Below are 20,668 nucleotides of genomic sequence, written 5' to 3'. Positions count from 1 at the left end.
ATTTGCCAAGCATATGAAATTGTTTGGCGAAATATAGAGTAAAAGACTAAGGAAAGTTGTATCTATGTCAAAAAAAGGAATATTGGCACTATCTGTAGTGATAGGCCTAGCTGGTATATTTTTTTATTTCAATCATCAGACTCAAGCCCCTTCTGTAAAAAGTCCCGAGTTAACTGCCCCTGTATTATCAGTATTACCGCATGATATTGTCATGGACCCACAACGATTACTTGATGACCCTACTTTAAGTACTGTTGAAGTATTGGCTTCACTAAATGAGATTAAAGCGCAGTGTCGTAAAATGAATGGCGATTTTAGCGCTCAAATTGGGCAAATACATCAAATTATAATCACAGCTTTAGAGCAATCCCTTAAGGATGGTAAAACAGTTAGGGAGTTACTGGCTTATGAAGGGCAATATACAACTCATTATAATGGCTTTGACGATTTACTGCTGAAAGCTCAAGTTAATTTAGCCAGAGAAAAACAAACGATAACGAGTGATGTGGCAGTTCTTGCTAATTGGCAAGGTTTAGACGTTATCAATGGCTTTAATCAGGATGTTATAACATCAATTGTAACTTCAATGGGCGGAATGAGTTCTGAACGTCCAGCAATGACAATGAAGTTTGAGGTTAAGCCTGACATCACTGCTGATGATTTAGCTTTGCTATTAAGCAATCAAGATAACTTTAATACCTATTTAGACTCCTTTATTCAGATTGAAAATACTGCCGCGATTTCGCCATCAATGCTTTTTGTTGCTATAGCAACACAGATGTCTATTGAAGATTTTACGCTTGAAGCAAACGCCAAAACGTTTACCGTTAATGATGTGGCTTTGGCGATAAGAAACCAACTACCTAGTGAGTACATTGAAGTATTACTCAATAATACGACGGCATATGATGAGTTCCCTGCTTTCATTCAAGACCGAGATGGAGCAGGTATTGACGATAGGGGCGGTACTTATTACAACTTGGCTGATGTTGCTGTGAGTGAGTTTGATTTAGCCACACTAAAGTTGTTAGCTAATAAAGGTGTTAAGCCTACCAATGAGCCTGGTATTTTTACCGCAATGGATATTGCGTTATTAAACCTTCCAGAGAACCAAGAGGAGCTTAATGGAGGTACCTCTTTAAATCAGTATGTTGACACCCTTACTTACCTCAAAAATCAGGGGTATAAAGCGCATGGCGTGGCAATGGAACGTGCTAATCAAGAGAATGAAGTTCACTTTAGACCTCCTTATTTAGTCGGCTTCAGATTTACTACACCCATTAAAGGTCTAGGATTAGAGGAAGTCATCAATGACATTGAATTAATCGATGATAGTACCTCAATTGTACCTGCCGCAGTTGATGACTCATTAGTCTCACAAGCGATTATCGCGGCTGATGAAAGGAAGCAACTGCTAGCTGCCCAACGTGCACCTTGCGGTCGTATTGAGCAAGATTTACATGATGCACAGCAGTTTGCTACACCACAAAGTATGGTTGAAATAGTTAAGTCATTAATGAAGCAAGAAGTTGATGTTGGTGCTGAATTACATCGTATTGATCCCGCATTAATTACAGTGTGGCACCAACAGCTGTTGTATCAAAACCAGCGTAATGAGGCTGCAAGTGTTGAAAATGAGTTTAAGCATTTAATAAAGCAGAACAGAGTGGATGAGGCTGTTATATATGCGTCCACTTATACGCTAACTCAATCAGAAACTGATTTCTTATTACACCATGTGGTTAAAGATGAAAGTTTGACAATCGTTTGGCTGTCTCGAATGCTGCCGAAGAAACCAAGTGGTTTATCGATGTTTGGTGGATTGCCATTGAATAAATGGCAGTCTTTACAAGATGAAAAGTTTGATTTTGCGCTCGAAGACACGTGGGGAAATGATCTGTTTACTGTGGCGGCTCAAAAATCAGTAGAGCATGTTGATTGGTTATTAAAATATGGCCTCAAGCCGAATATGGACATGTTAGGATTAGATCCGTTTGACCTTGCCCTTGAAGATAGTTATAAGCAGCGGAAGTTAACTCAAGCCACTATTAGACTTAGCCAGTTTGTCGATAAAATAGAGCCGAGTCATTTAGCACGAATTGCCCGTTTGAAAGTGTTTTCCCCTGAGGAATATCAAGCATTAACTGATATTAATAAGCAGTTTATGGTGACTGATGAGATTGAAATGAATCAATATCGGCAGGTGAAAATGTACTTCTAGAAAAAAAAGCGACTGAATACAGTCGCTTTTTTATGGGGTGAATATTTGAAATTAATATTCCCACAACCAGATCTGGCAGCCATTTATGCCTGCACGTTGCAGTTTATGCCTTGCACGTTCAGCGGCGCGTTTTGACTCAAATGGGCCAAGAATGACTTTATGCCAAACGCCTGTAGTACCTTGAGTCGCTCTTACTTGGGCTTCAAGACCTTGAAAAGCAATCATGGCTTTCATTTCTTCAGCGGGTTCGAGCTTTCTGAATGAAGCGCACTGCATTTGATATGGGCCTTTAGACTTGAGTGCGTCTTCAGGTACGTCGATATCAATGCTTTTGTTTGCTAATTCTTCTAAGTAAGTCCACTCTTCCGTTGGTTTTGGTGGAAGGGCATTAGGATCTTTCTTAGCAGGTTTAGATACCGGCTTTTCAACTGTTTTAGTTGCTGGAGTCACCTGTTCAGTGGCATTGTCTGAACTACCATTAATAGACCATAAAAAGTAACCAAAACCAACAACCAGTGCAATAACAATAAAGGTCGGCAAATATGGAATAGAACGCTGTTGCTGCGCTTTTTTTCCTCTAGATGCCGGACGCTTTTTAGGACTAGGCTTTTTATTAGCGTAATCTCTGCTCATGTTACATACGCTCTAGCGTTTCGATACCTAACAGAGATAATCCTGTTTTTAGTGTCTTAGCGGTAAGTTGCGATAATAGTAAACGGCTTTGCTTTTGCTCTTCAGTTTCAGCAGCAAGAACTGGGCAAGCTTCATAGAAACTTGAGAACTCACTGGCTAGCTCATAGACATAAGCACACATCACGTGAGGTAAGCCCTTTTCGGTCATGCGGGTTAACACTTCACCAAACTGAGCAAGCTTAGTACCAAGTTCTTTTTCTTTATCGTGTTCAAGTACGATTTTAGCTTGGCTCAAGTCTATGTTTTCAGCTCGTTTGAAAATACCAGCGACACGAGTGTAGGCATAAAGTAAGTAAGGCGCGGTATTGCCTTCAAAGCTGAGCATTTGTTCAAAGCTAAAGATGTAGTCACTGCTGCGGTTCTTAGAAAGGTCAGCGTATTTCACTGAGCTAATACCAACTACGCGGGCGATTTCTAATAGTGTGGCTTCATCCATATCTGGATTCTTGCTACGGACTAGTTCGATTGCACGGGTATTGGCTTCATCAAGTAGGTCAACAAGCTTAACAACACCACCACTACGAGTTTTAAATGGACGGCCATCAGGGCCATTCATAGTACCAAAACCTGTATGCTCTAATGATAAACCTTCACGAACAAATCCAGCGGTTTTAGCAAGCTTGAACACTTGCTGGAAATGCAGTGCTTGGCGTAAATCGACAAAATATAAAGCGCGATCAGCTTTTAATACATTTGAGCGGTAACGCATAGCGGCTAAGTCAGAGGTGGCGTATAAGTAACCGCCATCTGCTTTTTGAATAATGACAGGTAACGGCTCACCTTCTTTAGTGCGGAATTCTTCTTGGAATACCACTTTGGCGCCATTACTTTCGCTGAGTAAGCCTTTAGCATCGAGGTCGTTAACCACTTGCTCAAGGTCTGCGTTGTATGCACTTTCACCGTGTACGTCTGCGCGAGTTAAGCTCACCCCTAAACGCTCATATACCTCATGACAATGATGCAGTGAGATATCGTTAAATTCTTGCCATAACTTATTGCAGTACTCATCACCTGATTGTAATGAAACAACGAGGTTACGCGCACGAGTGGCGAACTCTTCTGACTCATCAAAGCGGACTTTAGCAGCACGGTAAAAAGTTTCTAGGTCTGAAAGTTCAAGTTCAGCTTGCTCACCGTTGGCTGCACGTAATTCTTCCATATAGGCTAATAACATGCCGAATTGGGTGCCCCAATCACCAACATGGTTTTGACGTATCACGTCATGACCTAAAAATTCCAGTGCACGAACGACACTGTCACCAATGATGGTTGAGCGTAAGTGACCTACGTGCATTTCTTTGGCAAGATTTGGTGAAGAGTAATCTACAACGATGGTTTGTTTAGTCGGCAATGTCACGCCTAAAGTATCATCGTTAAGTGCATCTTGTAGTTGATTGGCCAGTGCGTTTTCATCAATAAAGAAGTTAATAAACCCTGGGCCTGCGATTTCAACTTTAGCGACATGGCTAGAAGCAGGTAAATTGTCGATGATTAATTGGGCAATATCGCGGGGATTCTTTTTAGCGACTTTTGTCAGCATCATCGCCAAGTTAGTGGCTAAATCTCCATGAGTTTTATCTTTAGTTCGCTCCACCTGAATACGAGCCTGAAAATCAGCTGGGACAAGGCCTTGTTGCTTGAAAGATTCGATGGTTTGTTCTAGTAAAGATGCAATATGTGATTTCATGGGCGTTTATTAGCACTGACTTAAAGTGAAAGACTGGGGTAACCGACTATTTTAGCCGCTATTGCTATGCAATTGCTATCTCGAAGAGTCAATTATTCGAGATTTTTTTGATTTGAAATAAATAGCAGCATAATCGGCTGATTTTGCATTACGAGCTATGTTGCAATAAGGCCGATGTTGGCAAAGCGAGCGAAGCTGCCATAAGAGGTATGCTGCAACAATATTACATCAAATCTTGTGGATCTCTGTCGATGCTCCAGCGGCAGCGTTTGCTTTCTGTGAGCGCTTCGATTTGCGGTAAAATTTGCTCAAACTCCTGCTGCAAACGTTGACGGTTTTTAGCTTGAAACAATAATTGACGGCGATATTTTCCCGCTTTGCGATCAAGTGGTGCTGGCATGGGCCCAATGACTTCAAAATCTTTATCTTGGGGTAATAAATTCGCCACTTGTTGCAAAAAATTGTCGGCATCTTCAGCTAAGTGGGCATCAGCGCGAAGCAGTACCATGTGCCAAGCTGGTGGAAGTAACGCTTGTTGGCGCTCTTCTAGCTGAGCTCGGGCAAATTTCCCATAACCGTTTTTGAGTAAGTCATGCAAAATAGGGTTTTCGCTTTGGTGGGTTTGCAGTAATACTTTTCCGGGTTTGTCTGCACGACCTGCACGGCCTGATACTTGAGTATAGAGCTGAGCAAAACGCTCCGGTGCTCTAAAATCGGCACTAAACAATGCCCCATCAACATCCATTAAACCGACCAATGTGACATCAGGAAAGTGATGTCCTTTGGCTAGCATTTGGGTGCCGACTAATATTTTATACTCACCTTTTAAAATGCTATTAAGCTGCTTTTCTAATGAGCCTTTTTTACGGGTGGTATCACGATCTATTCGCACCACTGGGTATTGCGGAAACTCTTGCTCAAGAGCTTGTGCCAGTTGCTCCGTGCCTGTTCCGTGCCCCATTAACATCGTACTGCCACACTCATGACACTGGTGTGGGATAGCATATTGATTACCGCAATGGTGACAGCAAATCTCATTTAAACCCTGATGCACAGTAAAGAAAGCGTCACAACGATCGCACTCGTGTAAATGGCCACATTCATGACATAAAAGTGCAGGGGAAAATCCGCGGCGATTTAGAAACAGTAAGACTTGATTGCCTGCATCAAGGTGCATACGCATCTCGTTAATCATCGAGGCTGACATGCCTGACTTTAGCGGTTGGGAGCGGATATCAATGATACCTTGCTTAACCTTTTGAGCTGCGCCTGCTCGTTCTGCGAGTTCAAGGTGGGTGTATCGCCCTGAAATGGCATTTTGTAAGGTTTCTAGCGATGGGGTCGCCGAGCCAAGTATTACTTGTACTTTTTCTAAGTGACCACGCATAACCGCGAGGTCACGGGCATGATAACGCACACCTTCTTGTTGTTTGAAGCTGCTGTCATGTTCTTCATCGAGAATAATCAGCCCAGGATACGCCATTGGCGTAAATAACGCTGAGCGAGTACCAATGATAATTGCCGCTTCACCACAGCGAGCCTGTCGCCAAGCTTCGAGGCGTTGGTTATCAGTTAGCGCCGAGTGAATAACGGCAATAGTGACATCAAAACGACGCTTAAAACGGTTAATCGTTTGCGGGGTTAAGCCGATTTCAGGCACTAAAATAAGTGCCTGTTTACCTTGTTTTAAAATGGTTTCTAAAATCGACAAATAGACTTCTGTTTTACCTGAACCAGTGATACCTTCAAGTAAGCTGCAATGAAACCCTTTTTGTTGATTTAACACTGAAACAGCAACGGCTTGTTGCTTGTTGAGCTTTAAAGGCGTTTCAGTCATATTAAGTTGTTCACGCCAACTTAAATCGGTTTCATTAACGACGAGCTGACGCTCAACCCAGCCTTTATCTTCAAGGGCTTTTAGAGCCACTTTACTGAGTTCTTGGGTGGTGAAGTCATCTTGGCTAATGGATGATTGCTGGAGTAATTCAAACAGCTTTTTTTGTGCTGGTGCACGTTTTAACACGCTAATGTCGACAGCCTTACCTGCATCATTAAGACTAAAAAAAGTGACGGTTTGTGGTTGAGCACTTAAGCCTTTACGTAATGCAACGGGCAGTGCCTGACTGAGCATTTGCCCTTGGCTTGCAAAGTAATATCGTGCAGCCCACAAGGTCAACTTATAAAGCGATTCAGGCAGTAAGGGGGTTGTGTCCAGTAGCTCAGAAAAAGGTTTAATCTTATTGGCTGGTACGTCGCACTCTTGTTTAATCGCAGTGATTAAGCCTACAAGTTGTTGTCTACCAAAAGGAACTTTTACCCGCAGTCCAAGCTGTATTTGTGATACGTTGGATTCAGGAACTTGGTAACTAAAGGTTTGCCGCATTGGAACGGGCAGAGCAACCTCAACAAACACAGGCATAATTCATCATCATTAAGAATTGAGAAGGTCTAGTTTACTAGAGCCTGAACATAAAGAAATAGGATAAGAGAAAATTGATGTCAAAAGGAATATTCAATAAAGCTGTATTGGCTCTATCACTTTTTTTATTTTCAGTTGTGGCTCAAGCTGCAATGAGCCACATCAGTATCAACAGTCGTCAATTTGAAGTCGGCCAGCATCCAAAAATCAAACTGAATATTGTCGCGGGTAGAAATGACTTCTCTCGAATTAGCTTTCACCTTCGCCAAACTAATGGTTCAAAAGAGGTGATGGAAGAACTGATGGTTCAGCCTATCAGTGGCTATATGTTATTTGCGATTGGTGTGGATGAAGTGACCGACCCCAATGCTAAGCTTATTGTCAGTGAGTATAAGGGCAATAGCTGGCGCCAATATGCTGTATTGCCGGTATTTGATTCGCCTTTTATAAAAATTACCGACAAGACTGAAGTTAGAATTGATACGCGTAATCAACCTAAAAAAGTCGCTCCAATGCCTTATTCGGGTGATAAGATTGCACAGTCTACAGCCGTTAATAAACCACAAGCTGAATCCCATAACATAGTGAAAAAATCTATACCCATTGGTGCAGTGAGTAGATCGGGTTCAACTCCTACTGTTAGTGCGGACTGTATGATTGAGCGTGCGCCTTCTGATACCTTGTGGCGCATTGCATCTCGTTATCAAAAGCAATGGAACACCAATGTATATGGTGCGATGTTGGCAATTTATGATGCCAACCCCAATGGTTTTTCAAAGCAGAAGATTCATTTGATTAGACAAGATGTGACACTGAATTGCCCGTCACAAACTGAATTAAATCAATATGTAAACAAGTCAGAAGATAAGGCTGCCTTTGAGGCCTTACAGCAGCAACATAGAGCAAATTAATTTTCACTTGTTTGACTTGGACAGATACTGTACTATTGCGCGCCTTAACGCTATTGTTATGAACGCATGTGGTGCTCAACTTCGGGTTGGGAGAGCGACATGGCCTGCTATTGAAGGTAATCCAAATGAAATCAGGTATCCACCCAGACTACGCTGAAGTAACTGCAACTTGTACTTGTGGTAACGTAATTAAAGTAAACTCTACTGTAGGTAAAAACTTACACTTAGACGTATGTGGTGCATGTCACCCGTTCTACACTGGTACTCAGAAAGTTGTTGACACCGGTGGTCGTATCGACAAATTCAACAAGCGCTTTGGTGCACTTGGTAAGAAGTAATTGCGACTGCAATTATTTTAAGAAAAAGACGCCTTCGGCGTCTTTTTTGTTTTAAGATCAAATTCCTTTCAAAAAAATTAATTTTTTAGTTATAAATTATGTTGTGCCGCTTAGGTTAATAATATTGTTATTTAGGCAAACTATTTGTAACTTTATGAAGCTATTTCCGCTTTTTTATGTCAAATCTTGTTATTTTTCTACAATTTTAAGTCTTTGATTCTTATTGTGATGATTAATTTAAGCTTGAAAAATTATGACTTGATTAAATTCTGCTGATTAAAGATAACTTTTGTTAAATTTTCATTTATACTGCCTGCCAAAGCGCTTAATAGCTCCTTGTGATACTTTCTTAGTATTTTGCTTATTGGGTGTTTTGACTGAATTTAACTTTATTTCGCAGTATAAATTGCCTCATTCAGGAACATAAAATGTCTGACTTTCGCCAGCAAGCTCTCGATTATCATGAATTTCCAATTGCAGGTAAAACTGCAGTTAGTCTTACTAAACCCGCTCAAACGAGTCATGACCTGTCGCTGGCCTATAGTCCAGGTGTTGCTGAGCCAGTAAGAGAGATAGCGGCGAACCCTGATGATGCTTACCGATATACCAATAAAGGTAATACTGTTGCAGTTATCTCTAACGGTACCGCTATTTTGGGGCTGGGTAACTTAGGTCCGCTAGCATCAAAGCCTGTTATGGAAGGTAAAGCATTATTGTTCAAACGTTTTGCCAATATCGACTCGACAGATATTGAAGTGAAGCACAGAACCACAGCTGATTTCATTAACACGGTTGAATCGATTGCTGATACGTTTGGCGGGATTAACCTTGAAGATATCAAGGCCCCTGAATGTTTTGAAATTGAGCGTGAACTTATTGCCCGTTGTAATGTGCCTGTTTTTCATGACGATCAGCATGGTACTGCGATTGTGACAACCGCAGGTATGATCAATGCGTTAGAAATTCAAGGTAAGAAAATCGAAGATGCCGTCTTTGTTTGTCTTGGTGCTGGCGCTGCAGCGATTGCGTGTATGACCATGATGGTAAAATGTGGTGCGCAACGCGAAAATGTTTATATGCTTGATAGACAAGGTGTGATTCATACCCGTCGTGAAGACATTAATGAATATAAAGCATTGTTTGCTAATAATACGGATAAACGCACTCTACAAGATGTGATTAAAGATGCTGACGCATTTTTAGGTTTATCGGGTGCAGACTTATTAACCGCTGATGATATTGCTTTGATGGCGCCAAATCCGGTTATTTTTGCATGTTCAAACCCAGACCCTGAAATTAAGCCTGAATTAGCACACGCGACTCGCAGTGACTTGATCATGGGCACTGGCCGCAGTGATTACCCTAACCAAGTGAACAATGTGTTGTGTTTTCCTTTCATCTTTAGAGGTGCATTAGATGTACGCGCATCTGAAATAAACGATGAAATGAAAATTGCTGCGGTTAAGGCGTTAGCAGCGATTGCTAAAGAGCCTGTTCCTGCTGAAGTGTTAGCAGCTTACCCTGATGTTAATTCAATGAGTTTTGGCCCTGAATATGTGCTACCAAAACCAATGGACCCACGTTTATTGAAAAATATTGCCAGTGCAGTGTCTCAAGCTGCAATCGATTCAGGTGTAGCAGTGCTCAATACTGTTCCTACTGAATATAAGCTATAAGTAATAGCACAGCACAGTGAGAGAAAAAGGGCGTTAGCCCTTTTTTTGTATCTACAATTAATCTAAAACAGATAGAGTTTGCGTTTTACTAGCTGCTACTGAATAATCAATCTCAGTTAAGTGGATGTTATCGCTAACCAATCGTTAAATATGATAGATAGAATTGCGCTTATAGCAGGACGCCGATAAATGAAGTTAACCAAAATTTTGACTACAAAGTTAACCAGTTTTTGGCTGTTATCATTGACTGCGGTTGGTGCTATTTTCTTTATTGGTGCATTAGTTAGCTTTGTTCAACTGACATACAAATTTCAACAGCAAAAAGTGACCCAGTTAGAGACGATGCTGGTACAACATTACCAACCCGATAGTCATTGGGATTTACACGCTTGGCTACCTCCGATTTTAATTGCTTACAACGCAAACAGTTTCAAGTTAACTCAAGGCGATGACATCGTATTTGAGTATTACTCGCCAACACCGCAAAACAATCCCACCATATACAAGCACATTATTGATCCCAAAGCGGATACAGCAATGGAACTTAAGTTGCCGCAACCGTATTTATTGCATCAATTAGGTTGGTATGAACTCTTAATTATGCTTGTATCACTTGTGGCTATTGGGCTTTTTGTTCGTTATGGATTGAGATGGTTTACACATGAATTGGATGGAATTGAGCAGATAGCGCAGCGCAGTAAACTGGTTCTAGATGGTAAACATGCCGAGGCGTTAAGTGCGGCGGGTAATGGCCGACCGAGATTAATTAATCGTGCAATGACCAAATTGTTAGAGCAATTACAAGATGCGCAAAAAGAGCGTGGACGCTTTGATCAGTTTATTCGCTCAAAAACCTTTTTAGACCCTAGCACCCGCATTGGCAATCGCATTTTTTTTGAAAATAGGCTTGAAGCCTTAACCCATCACAACTGTATGATTGCCCATGGCGCTGTGATGCTAATTAATTTTGATGACTTAGACCTATTGCAACAGCAAGAGGGGGATGAAGTTATCAATGAACAATTGAATGATTTAGTTCAAGCCATCAGTACATTACTGCAACCTTATGAGGATGTTGTTTTCGCTCGTTATGACTTTAATCAGTTCGCAATAGTCGTGCCTCAAGCCTCGTTAGCTGAAGCTGATACCTTAGCGAACAAACTGCTAAAATTAGGCATTAGCCAATTAAAAAATCAATCAGATACACAAGACAATTATGTTCATTTAGGAGCTGCATTTTATAAAGCTGGCGACATGCAGGAACAGGTGCTTGAAGAAGTCGATATGGCGCTTAAAGCTGCGCAACTACAACGGACCAATAATTGGTTTATGTACGATAAAGGCGCAGTGGATAAAGAAATTGCCAAGGGCTCTGTTCGCTGGAGAAGTTTTTTAGAAAACACTTTAGTTAACCGCCGCTTTGTAGCGATAACTGAGAATGTTATCGACAGTGATGGCCATGCTTGCCATAAAGAAGTATTTAGCCGAGCGATTGATAACCAAGGTAACGAAATTAGGGCGACATTGTTTATCCCTATGGCCAATAAGTGTGGCTTAATGCCGCAAATTGAAAGGCAGTTGATTGAAACCGTGCTATTTGAGCTTATGGCACACAACAAAGACAGCTTTAGTATCAATTTGAGTTATGACTCATTAACCAGTCGAGCTTTCATACGTTGGTTAAGAACCACGTTAATGGAACAGCGACATCTTGCCTCGCGGCTGATATTTGAGGTATCAGAAGATATTGTGGTTAAGCATCAACAAGATTTGATGGAAAATTTGAATTTGCTTCGCAAAATAGGAGCGAGGCTATGTGTTGATCATGTTGGGCTGCAAGTGGTTGGCACGCATTACATTCAAGAGTGTCACTTTGACTTAGTCAAATTGCATCGCTCTATTATTCATCAAATCCATCTGAAATCCGAAAACCAACTATTTATTAGAAGCCTCATTGGGGGGTTATATCGCGCTGAAGTGCAGGTTTTTGCTGAAGGTGTGAGTCGTTTTGAAGACTGGCAAACCTTGAAGATTTTAGGGGTCAGTGCAGCCCAAGGTGATTACTTTAACCAATAAACTTCCTATCCTGCTTACCTTTAAATGCAAATCTAATACTGGATTGGTACAAGATTTGTATTAATCATCTACCGCGTCAATTTATACAACTTAATAACCTAATAGTGTGTCAGGTTGTGACCTTGTTGTGGCTTTGGATCTTGAGAATTAACAAATAACATTCTATCTTAAGTGTATACACTTTCATTGCTGTTATTTTTCTATAAAATTAAGTGATTAGCGGTTAATATGTCATACGATATTTTTTTGACATGCTTTTTAATGCTAACTGTTCTTTCTGTTACACACTTGTTGGTGTATCTGGTTTAAGTGAAAGCGTCATCGTTACATTTTTATAGCGGATATTTTTTATTTTTATATCGTCTCTTCGCTGATTATCAAGGCACAGGTTTTTGAATGAAAAATGGTTTTTTAAGTAAGTTGACATTCTGGCGCCAAACTCAAGCATCTACTGAACTTGGGTTGTATATCAGTGCGGACTCGATCTGTGTATATCAAGGCGAAATTAACACTGAAGATGAGCAAGATTCTGATCTTGAAACTCAAAATCAAACAAAGTCGGATATATCAGGGATTACTAAAAAAATTGCCTTTAATGGTGAGAATTGGACAGAAGCATTTGCCGAGATAAAAGATATTTTCGGTCATGCAAAGCTGAAAATTGTATTGGGTGAATCGTTTTATCAATTGATTGTGGTAGATAAACCCAATGTAGAAGCCAATGAGTTAAGCCAGGCATTATTATGGTCGGTAAAAGACTTAGCGACAGAGCCTGTGACCAATATTCAATTGGATTACTTTGAATCATCGCTGACAACCACTGGCAAAATTAATGTCGTTGTCGCAAATAAAATGCAATTGTCGACATTGGCTCAAGCTTGCGAACAACACGGTTTTACCATTGAAGGTATTAGCATTGAAGAACTAGCAATGCCGTTGCTGTTTGATGATGCTTCAACCCATATGGTGGTAAGTCACGTACCTGAACATGATTTATTGCTAACAGTGGTTAGAGAAGGTGAATTATTCATGCAGCGTCGAGTGAGAGGTTTTGCTCAAATCGATAAAGCCACAGCCGCCGACTTACAATATGGTTTAGCTGATAATTTAAGTCTCGAAATTCAACGTTCAATGGACTATTTCGAAAGCCAATTAAGGCAAGCGCCTGTTGGTTCTATTGATTTATTAATCGGCGGTGAATCTCAAGCATTGGTGCCATTAGTGGCGCAGAATTTTAATCAAAAAGTCAGTACCACTGACCATGAGTCGGTGACTGAGCATCTAGCCATGATGGCTTTCAAAGCGTTAACGCGAGGTGCTGTGTGATAAAAACCACAATTAACTTATATAGCGCTGACTTACTGCCTGCAAAATTAAGGCTGTCATTTCAACGAATGATGATGATGGTGGCGGGATTACTTGTTATCAGCTTTGTGAGTTGGATGCTTGGCTATTGGTTGGTTTCGAATGTGGAAGCTGACAGGGCTAAGGTATCAACAGAAAAACAGCAGTTAGATACGCAAAAGCAGCAACTAGAATTACAAGTTTCTGCGCGTGTTCCAGAGCCTGAACTGGTTGCAAGAGTCGAATTAGAGCAGCAGCGTTTAGAATTGAAAAAACTATTATCTACTGAAATAAACCAAAGAGATAATGTCATCAGTCGTGGCTATTCAAGTTTGTTGACTGATTTGGCGAGTGTTTCAGATGGCTCTGTATGGCTTAGCCACATAGCAGTAAACGAACAGCGATTTGAGTTTGAAGGCTTTGGTTCTAAACCCCAAAGTATCCCTAAGTGGGTTGAGGCTTTAAAGCATACAGAAACGCTCAAAGGCTATGCTTTTTCGACCATGACGATGAACCGTGGTGATTCGCAACCGTTAGCCTTTAAATTATCTAGCACTCCTGAAGTGGAGGCTAAACAATGAAACAATTTTGGCAACAATTAGAATCCAAGTTCGATGTGCTAAGCCAGCGAGAGCGTGTACTCATTACTGTTGCAGCACTAGTACTTATTGGCATGGTCGTTTATCTACCTGTTGAGAGCGTATTTAAAGAAAGACAAAAACTTTCAAGACAGCTTGTCCAAATTGAAGCGGAAAATGACGTTTCAAAACAACAAATTGATTTATATCAGCAACGTTTAGCGATGGATCCTAATACTGATTTTCGTAATCGTTTAAGCCATATTGAACAACAAACTCAATTAATTGATGCTGATTTAGATGCGCAAATGGTTTCAATGGTTCCAGCGAGTTATATGCCGACAGTACTCACAAATCTATTAGGCCATGTTCAAGGGGTAAAATTACAATCGTTTGCTTCTATCGCACCGACACCTCTACTACAGGTGGGTGAAGAACACAAAATGAACCTCTACAGTCACGGTATTAAATTGACCTTAGAAGGCAGCTATTTTTCAATTCTAAAATTTGTTGAAGCAATTGAAGATATGCCAGATAAGTTATATTGGAAACGCCTTAATTACCACGTTGACGAACATCCAAATGCGACGGTTGAAATTGAACTTTATACCTTGAGTATTAATAAGGAGTTTATCAGTGTTGCAGAATAAACCGATGTTTATACTCCTTGTATTAGGCCTAACTGCGGTGAGTCAGGTTGCTGATGCCAAAGTGTTAAGGGATCCGACCTTACCTGGGCAAGGGTATGTCACTGTTTCCAGTAATAGCGAACGAGCAGATTCATTAGTACTTAATAGCATTGTAAATAGCGCCAAGCCACATGCCGTCATTAATAATAAGATTGTATTTGTTGGTGACCGCATTGATGGGATAAGAATTGAATATATCGGAAAGAGTTATGTCAATTTATCTGACGGAAGAAAACTTAAACTATTTCAATCGATAACAGAGCGATAGGACAAAAATAATAATGAATTTAATCAAATATGTGACCCCTCTGCTATCTCTTTGTTTACTTGGTTGCCAAACGACAGATAGACCAGATCCTACGACGGCTAAATCTGAATTAAGTCAATCATTGGCTGAAGCAGAAACAGCAAAAAATATCATTCCTCCACCTGCGCAAATGCCTGAAGATGTTCAGCGTGAACTCAATGGTTCAAGCTTGTTAGGCAGCACAAGTCCAACATTGCCAAAAGAGCGCCGTTTTGACGTTTCAGCTAACGATGTTGAAGCAAAAGTGTTTTTCCCAAGTTTAGTTCAGGGCACGCCGTTAAGTGTTGCTGTCCATCCTGATGTGACTGGCACCATTTCAATTTCTCTTAATGGTGTAACACTCTCTGAAGTGATTAAAGTTGTTGAAGATATTTATGGATATGAGGTAAGCCGAGAAGGGCGTATTTTACGTATTTTCCCATCAGGGATGCGCACAGAAACTTACCCTCTAAATTACTTGTATATGGAGCGTGAAGGGCTATCGTTGACTTCGGTCAGCTCAGGGCGTATTTCTGACGGCAATGACAACTCAAATTCGAACTCGAATAACAACTCTTCAAATAGCAGTAGCTCAAATAGCAGTAATAACTCCAATAGCAGTAGCAATAATGACAATACTGATAACACCAATGGCACTTTTATTCGCTCAACAACCAAAACCAACTTTTGGGGTGAGTTAGAAAAAACCTTAGTGTCTATTATCGGTAATACTGGTGGTGGACGCCAAGTTGTAGTTACCCCGCAAGCGGGCTTAGTCACTGTTAGGGCTTATCCTGATGAGTTACGTCAAGTAAGTACCTTTTTAACCAAGGCTGAAACGCATCTTCAGCGCCAAGTTATTTTAGAAGCTAAAATCTTAGAAGTGACTCTATCTGATGGCTATCAGCAAGGTATTCAATGGGATAACGTCTTAGGCCATGCTGGCAGCACTGATATTAACTTTGGTACTTCTCCTGGTTCGGGTTTAAGCGATTCAATTACGAATGTAATTGGTGGTGTGACGTCAATTAGTTTAACTGGCACCGATTTCAGCACCATGATTAGCTTGCTAGATACCCAAGGTGATGTTGACGTGCTTTCGAGCCCTCGTGTTACCGCATCTAATAACCAAAAAGCGGTTATTAAAGTGGGCAACGATGAGTATTTTGTCACTGACGTATCGTCAACTACTGTAGCTGGCACAACTCCAGTCACCACTCCTCAAGTGGAATTAACCCCTTTCTTTTCAGGTATTGCATTAGATGTGACGCCGCAAATTGATGCTGACGGCAATGTATTACTTCATGTGCACCCATCAGTGATTGATGTATCAGAACAAATTAAAGAAATTAAAGTCAGTGGCTCTAGCCTTGAATTACCGTTGGCACAAAGCGAAATTCGTGAGTCTGACACCGTGATTAAAGCGTCTTCAGGTGATGTTGTGGTGATTGGTGGCTTAATGAAGAGCGAAAATATTGAAGTGGTATCAAAAGTCCCATTGTTAGGTGACATTCCATTTATGGGAGAAGCATTTACCAATCGCAGTAAATCGACGGTTAAAACAGAACTTATCATCATGCTAAAGCCGACAGTGGTAGGTGCTGATACCTGGAGTAATGAATTACAACGCTCTAAAGATTTACTAGACCGTTGGTACCCCGAGCAGGAGTAACGGTTAGTACCGTTAAGGATTGCCATGTACCAACAGCATTTTGGTCTAGATCAATTACCGTTTACATTAACCCCAAATACGCAGTTCTTTTTTGGGTTAACGCCTCATGTTGAGGCATTACAGGTATTGCAAACAGCAATCGGAAATGGCGAAGGCTTTATAAAAGTAACCGGTGAAGTAGGGACCGGAAAAACCCTTATCTGCCGTAAGCTACTGAATGAGTTACCCGATAATTATCAATGTGCTTATGTTCCTAATCCATATCTAAATCCTGATGAATTACGTTGGGCATTAGCGACAGAGTTAGGGATTTCGTTACAAGATAATATTAACCAGCAGCAATTAACTGGATTAATTCAAAACCGTTTACTAGAGCTTAATCGCCAAGGGTTAAAAGTCATTTTAGTGTTGGATGAGGCCCAAGCTCTACCCAATAAGAGTTTAGAAACATTAAGACTGTTTACTAACCTAGAAACTGAAAGCACTAAATTGATTCAAGTGGTGTTGTTTGGTCAACCTGAATTAGATAATAGGTTGCAAGACAGTCAATTACGTCAATTAAAACAGCGGATTACTTTTAGCTATAGCTTACGCCCTTTGTTGTGGGATGAGATCCAAGCGTATGTTGATTATCGCCTGTCTATTGCAGGCTATCGTGGCAAAGCACTGTTTAGCGATAAAGATATCAAGTTGATTTCAAGTGCCGCGCGAGGCATCCCACGCTTGGTGAATGTGATCGTTAATAAAGCCTTATTACTTTGTTTTGCTGAAGGCGGTAATAAAGTACTCACTAAGCATTGTAAAGCCGCGATTGTCGATACAGAGGATGCAGAGCCACTGCCGACATCAGTGCAAAATAGAGGATGGTTATACATTTTATTAATCATAGGCGCTTCACTGGTCATGTTATGGGTTACTAATGCTGACTGGTTATCGACGTTAAGAGAGTCAATATGAGCGTTATTAATAAAGTTTTAAAAGACCTTGATAAACAAAAGCAACACTCGGCATCAACGACGGGAGAAACGTCCGATTCTGGCTTTGTGAAACCAGAGGTGCAGTTTACTAGCCAAGTAGAAGCTAATGCACCCGATGAGCAGTCATCCCGAAAAGGGATGTATATGTCGATTGTCATGTTCCTTGCTATATTCCTGATTGGGCTTATGTTTTATCGTCAAGGCGTGCAGCTAAAAAACTTACAACCACTGACTGAAGCAACACAAGAAGAAGCTGAACAGCCGCTCATTGCAGGTTTAGTCGATGAGGATACGCTCACTAGTGACGATCTACCTGACTCAATAACAGACGATGAAAGCCATAGCGTTGAAATTACTAAAACAGCTAATAGCTTAGCTAAATCTGACAATGACTTTAACGAAGAGTCTGAGGTGAGCGCAGATGTAGCTGAAACTGATTTAGCAAGATCTCAGAATTTGCAAACAGTAGCGGTAGAAGCTGTACCACAGGCGAATAAATCCGTGGCAAAAGTTGATTCAAAAAATACTTCGGTCACTGTAAAAGACACATTAGCGCCCTCGTTGGATGATAAAGATAACGGTTCGGTGAAAGTCAGGTTTGCGCAGAATACACGTACCTCAACAATCGTTGAAGATGTGAAGGCCGATGTGGGGAGTAACAGCCGCGCTGCTAAGTCCTCTAAAGCAGAACAAGCTATTGTCTCTAACACGAATGCTGCAACAACAAGCAGTAATAAAGGTGTCATGGCGGTAAAGGAAGTGATACTGACAGATGCTGAGTTAGCGCAAAAGAAATTTGAAATTGCTGAGGTCGCTGAGCAGCAACAGAAAATAGATAAAGCAGTAAAGTATTACTATGAAGCACTAATACTTGAGCCTTCAATGCATCAGGCCAGAAAGCAATTAGCGTCTTTGTATTATGCGTTGAATAACTTAGGCCGCGCAGAACAAATTTTAGCTCAAGGGGTGCAACAATTTCCTGAGGAAATTGAATTGGCCATTTTAAAAGCGAAGGTTGAAAATGCTTCATTTAGCCCTATGAAAGCACTAGATACACTAGAAGCTATCAGTGATAACAGCGACTGGGCTAGAGATAAATGGATTTTACAAAGTGATATTGCCCAAAAGAATAGCCGTTATGAACTGGCTGAGTCAGCATATCGCTCGCTGATAACCATTGAGCCGTCTCAAGCACGCTGGTGGATGGGATTGGCCTACGCGCTAGATTCGCAGCAGCAGTATTCGCAAGCTGCAGATGCATATACAAAAGCTTTGTCTTATCGAGGACTGTCAACTGGCGCTATGACTTATATAGAACAACGATTAATTCAACTTGGAGGTAGCCAATGAAACCAAAACTGAAAATGCGTTTAGGCGATCTTCTGGTTCAAGAACACATTATTACTGACGATCAGTTAACCCAAGCCCTCTCTGAGCAGCGTAATTCAGGTAAAAAGCTTGGTCGTACCTTGATTGACTTGAATTGTATTACTGAAGATCAGTTACTTAAGTTCTTATCTCAGCAGTTAAACTTACCTTATTTAGATATTAGTCGACTGTCGATACCGACTGAAGTCGTTAACCTTATTCCTGAAGTACAAGCTCGTCGTTATCGTGCTTTAGTGGTTGAAGCCACCGCTGATACGGTTACATTGGCGATGAGTGATCCTGCTGACTTGCAAGCCATCGATAACTTAGAAGTCTTTGTCGCGCCTAAAAAAATTACCATTGCGGTTACCCCTGAACAGCAACTATTAGATGCGTTCGATAATTTGTATCGCCGTACGGGTGAAATTGCCAAAATTGCGGGTGAATTAGAAGAAGAGTACGCCGCTGATGACATGTTTGATTTGGCGAGTATTACTGATAGTGATAGCGACAATGAAACGACAGTCGTTAAGCTACTGCAATCTATTTTTGAAGATGCAGTGCAAATGCGCGCCTCAGATATTCACATTGAGCCTGGTGAAAAAGTGCTGAGGATCCGTCAACGTATTGATGGTCAGCTGCATGAGAACACCCTTGATGAAGTCAATATTGCCTCTGCGTTAGTATTAAGATTAAAGCTGATGGCTGGATTGGATATTTCAGAAAAACGTATGCCGCAAGATGGTCGTTTTCATATTGAAATTAAAGGTCATAAGATCGATATTCGTATGTCGACGATGCCGATATATCATGGTGAATCGGTGGTAATGCGTTTACTCGATCAATCCGCGGGTTTATTGACATTGAATGAAACGGGTATGCCAGATCATATCCTGCAGCGAATTCGTAAACAAATTAAGCGTCCTCACGGTATGTTGCTAGTGACAGGTCCTACGGGTAGCGGTAAAACCACGACTTTGTACGGTATTTTGAGCGAGCTCAATAAGCCAGATACCAAGATTATTACGGTTGAAGATCCGGTCGAGTATCAACTGCCACGTATTAACCAAGTGCAAGTTAACCATAAAATTGGTTTAAATTTCTCGAATGTACTGCGAACCACCTTACGTCAAGATCCCGATATCATCATGGTAGGTGAGATGCGTGACCAAGAAACGGTTGAAATTGGTCTTCGAGGCGCATTAACGGGTCACTTTGTATTATCGACTTTGCATACCAATGACGCCATTACTAGTGCATTACGTTTACTTGATATGGGCGCAGCGAGTTATCTTGTCGCAAGCGCGCTACGGGTGATTATTGCCCAGCGATTAGTTCGACGGGTATGTCCGAACTGCATGACAAGTCATCAACCCAATTCAGCTGAGTTGGCTTGGATTAATTCTGTCGCCAAAAAAGACTTCACAGCTGCAACCTACAAAATAGGCACTGGTTGTCAAAGTTGTAATGGCTCTGGTTATCGTGGCCGTATTGGTATTTTTGAAATTTTAGAGCTTGATGAAGCCATGGTTGATGCCATGCGTACGGGGAATCCACAAGATTTTGCTCATGCGGCGAAACAAAGCCCGACGTTTGTGCCATTAGCTGATTCAGCATTTGAGTATTTATACAATGGTATGACTACCATTGAAGAAGTGGCTAAATTAGTTGAAGACGTCAGCGAAATACCTGGTGCAGAAGCGATGTCCAGTAATAGTGGAACTGGGGTGTAA

16 protein-coding genes are annotated in these 20,668 nt (G+C 41.1%); 13 read left to right on the top strand and 3 right to left on the bottom strand.

All coding sequences use genetic code 11. From position 1 onward, the window contains the following. The first annotated feature begins 64 nt into the window (after positions 1-64). Positions 65-2,221 (top strand): hypothetical protein, encoded by a 2,157-nt coding sequence (locus AB4153_RS11580; RefSeq protein WP_371997504.1) that lies wholly within the window; start codon positions 65-67, stop codon positions 2,219-2,221. Positions 2,222-2,272: 51 nt separating this feature from the next. On the opposite strand, the gene AB4153_RS11575 is transcribed toward AB4153_RS11580, so the two are convergent. The 3 genes from AB4153_RS11575 to priA all read right to left on the bottom strand — a co-directional run bounded on the left by AB4153_RS11575 (position 2,273) and on the right by priA (position 7,020). Further along, complete coding sequence (locus AB4153_RS11575) at positions 2,273-2,854, bottom strand: SPOR domain-containing protein (protein ID WP_102527423.1); 582 nt, start codon at positions 2,852-2,854, stop codon at positions 2,273-2,275. 1 nt (position 2,855) lies between these two features. Next, complete coding sequence (gene argS / locus AB4153_RS11570) at positions 2,856-4,601, bottom strand: arginine--tRNA ligase (protein ID WP_102527424.1); 1,746 nt, start codon at positions 4,599-4,601, stop codon at positions 2,856-2,858. Positions 4,602-4,824: 223 nt separating this feature from the next. Then, on the bottom strand, positions 4,825-7,020 hold the full coding sequence (priA, locus tag AB4153_RS11565; protein ID WP_229369702.1) for a primosomal protein N': 2,196 nt from the start codon (positions 7,018-7,020) through the stop codon (positions 4,825-4,827). A gap of 77 nt (positions 7,021-7,097) precedes the next feature. On the opposite strand from priA, the gene AB4153_RS11560 reads away from it, so the two are divergent. The 12 genes from AB4153_RS11560 to AB4153_RS11505 all read left to right on the top strand — a co-directional run bounded on the left by AB4153_RS11560 (position 7,098) and on the right by AB4153_RS11505 (position 20,668). Beyond that, complete coding sequence (locus tag AB4153_RS11560; protein ID WP_371997502.1) at positions 7,098-7,931, top strand: FimV/HubP family polar landmark protein; 834 nt, start codon at positions 7,098-7,100, stop codon at positions 7,929-7,931. 125 nt (positions 7,932-8,056) lie between these two features. Next, a complete protein-coding gene (rpmE, locus tag AB4153_RS11555) occupies positions 8,057-8,269 on the top strand; it encodes a 50S ribosomal protein L31 (RefSeq protein WP_102527427.1) in 213 nt (70 codons plus the stop codon). A 428-nt stretch (positions 8,270-8,697) separates the two neighbouring features. After that, positions 8,698-9,945, top strand: a complete 1,248-nt coding sequence (locus tag AB4153_RS11550) for a malic enzyme-like NAD(P)-binding protein (RefSeq protein WP_102527428.1) — start codon at positions 8,698-8,700, stop codon at positions 9,943-9,945. A gap of 189 nt (positions 9,946-10,134) precedes the next feature. Continuing rightward, on the top strand, positions 10,135-12,021 hold the full coding sequence (gene csrD / locus AB4153_RS11545; RefSeq protein WP_229369706.1) for an RNase E specificity factor CsrD: 1,887 nt from the start codon (positions 10,135-10,137) through the stop codon (positions 12,019-12,021). Between the two features lie 396 nt (positions 12,022-12,417). Beyond that, positions 12,418-13,347, top strand: a complete 930-nt coding sequence (locus tag AB4153_RS11540; protein WP_371997500.1) for an MSHA biogenesis protein MshI — start codon at positions 12,418-12,420, stop codon at positions 13,345-13,347. Then, on the top strand, positions 13,344-13,946 hold the full coding sequence (locus tag AB4153_RS11535) for a PilN domain-containing protein (RefSeq protein WP_371997499.1): 603 nt from the start codon (positions 13,344-13,346) through the stop codon (positions 13,944-13,946). The genes AB4153_RS11540 and AB4153_RS11535 overlap by 4 nt, the downstream gene beginning before the upstream one ends. Continuing rightward, positions 13,943-14,593 carry an MSHA biogenesis protein MshJ gene (locus AB4153_RS11530; RefSeq protein WP_371997497.1) on the top strand — a complete coding sequence of 217 codons (651 nt, stop codon included), beginning with the start codon at positions 13,943-13,945 and terminating at the stop codon, positions 14,591-14,593. Before AB4153_RS11535 ends, AB4153_RS11530 begins: the two co-directional genes overlap by 4 nt. Continuing rightward, on the top strand, positions 14,580-14,900 hold the full coding sequence (locus AB4153_RS11525) for an MSHA biogenesis protein MshK (RefSeq protein ID WP_241906381.1): 321 nt from the start codon (positions 14,580-14,582) through the stop codon (positions 14,898-14,900). Before AB4153_RS11530 ends, AB4153_RS11525 begins: the two co-directional genes overlap by 14 nt. Before the next feature lie 13 nt (positions 14,901-14,913). Next, positions 14,914-16,590, top strand: a complete 1,677-nt coding sequence (gene mshL, locus AB4153_RS11520) for a pilus (MSHA type) biogenesis protein MshL (RefSeq protein WP_102527433.1) — start codon at positions 14,914-14,916, stop codon at positions 16,588-16,590. 24 nt (positions 16,591-16,614) lie between these two features. Further along, complete coding sequence (locus AB4153_RS11515) at positions 16,615-17,547, top strand: ExeA family protein (protein ID WP_371997496.1); 933 nt, start codon at positions 16,615-16,617, stop codon at positions 17,545-17,547. Continuing rightward, on the top strand, positions 17,544-18,917 hold the full coding sequence (locus AB4153_RS11510) for a tetratricopeptide repeat protein (protein WP_371997494.1): 1,374 nt from the start codon (positions 17,544-17,546) through the stop codon (positions 18,915-18,917). Before AB4153_RS11515 ends, AB4153_RS11510 begins: the two co-directional genes overlap by 4 nt. Further along, a complete protein-coding gene (locus AB4153_RS11505) occupies positions 18,914-20,668 on the top strand; it encodes a GspE/PulE family protein (protein WP_303513630.1) in 1,755 nt (584 codons plus the stop codon). The genes AB4153_RS11510 and AB4153_RS11505 overlap by 4 nt, the downstream gene beginning before the upstream one ends.

This window comes from Shewanella sp. 10N.286.52.E4 (assembly GCF_041468785.1).
GTDB classification, from domain to species: domain Bacteria; phylum Pseudomonadota; class Gammaproteobacteria; order Enterobacterales; family Shewanellaceae; genus Shewanella; species Shewanella electrodiphila.
Note: the sequence above shows the minus strand (reverse complement) of the source record. Positions and strands in the feature narration are given on the sequence as shown.

What these genes read in the sequence shown, in the direction of transcription:
- AB4153_RS11580 (WP_371997504.1), top strand. Translation starts at nt 65, where the DNA reads ATGTCAAAAAAAGGAATATTGGCACTATCTGTAGTGATAGGCCTAGCT.
- AB4153_RS11575 (WP_102527423.1), bottom strand. Translation starts at nt 2,854, where the DNA reads ATGAGCAGAGATTACGCTAATAAAAAGCCTAGTCCTAAAAAGCGTCCG.
- argS (WP_102527424.1), bottom strand. Translation starts at nt 4,601, where the DNA reads ATGAAATCACATATTGCATCTTTACTAGAACAAACCATCGAATCTTTC.
- priA (WP_229369702.1), bottom strand. Translation starts at nt 7,020, where the DNA reads ATGCCTGTGTTTGTTGAGGTTGCTCTGCCCGTTCCAATGCGGCAAACC.
- AB4153_RS11560 (WP_371997502.1), top strand. Translation starts at nt 7,098, where the DNA reads ATGTCAAAAGGAATATTCAATAAAGCTGTATTGGCTCTATCACTTTTT.
- rpmE (WP_102527427.1), top strand. Translation starts at nt 8,057, where the DNA reads ATGAAATCAGGTATCCACCCAGACTACGCTGAAGTAACTGCAACTTGT.
- AB4153_RS11550 (WP_102527428.1), top strand. Translation starts at nt 8,698, where the DNA reads ATGTCTGACTTTCGCCAGCAAGCTCTCGATTATCATGAATTTCCAATT.
- csrD (WP_229369706.1), top strand. Translation starts at nt 10,135, where the DNA reads ATGAAGTTAACCAAAATTTTGACTACAAAGTTAACCAGTTTTTGGCTG.
- AB4153_RS11540 (WP_371997500.1), top strand. Translation starts at nt 12,418, where the DNA reads ATGAAAAATGGTTTTTTAAGTAAGTTGACATTCTGGCGCCAAACTCAA.
- AB4153_RS11530 (WP_371997497.1), top strand. Translation starts at nt 13,943, where the DNA reads ATGAAACAATTTTGGCAACAATTAGAATCCAAGTTCGATGTGCTAAGC.
- mshL (WP_102527433.1), top strand. Translation starts at nt 14,914, where the DNA reads ATGAATTTAATCAAATATGTGACCCCTCTGCTATCTCTTTGTTTACTT.
- AB4153_RS11515 (WP_371997496.1), top strand. Translation starts at nt 16,615, where the DNA reads ATGTACCAACAGCATTTTGGTCTAGATCAATTACCGTTTACATTAACC.
- AB4153_RS11510 (WP_371997494.1), top strand. Translation starts at nt 17,544, where the DNA reads ATGAGCGTTATTAATAAAGTTTTAAAAGACCTTGATAAACAAAAGCAA.
- AB4153_RS11505 (WP_303513630.1), top strand. Translation starts at nt 18,914, where the DNA reads ATGAAACCAAAACTGAAAATGCGTTTAGGCGATCTTCTGGTTCAAGAA.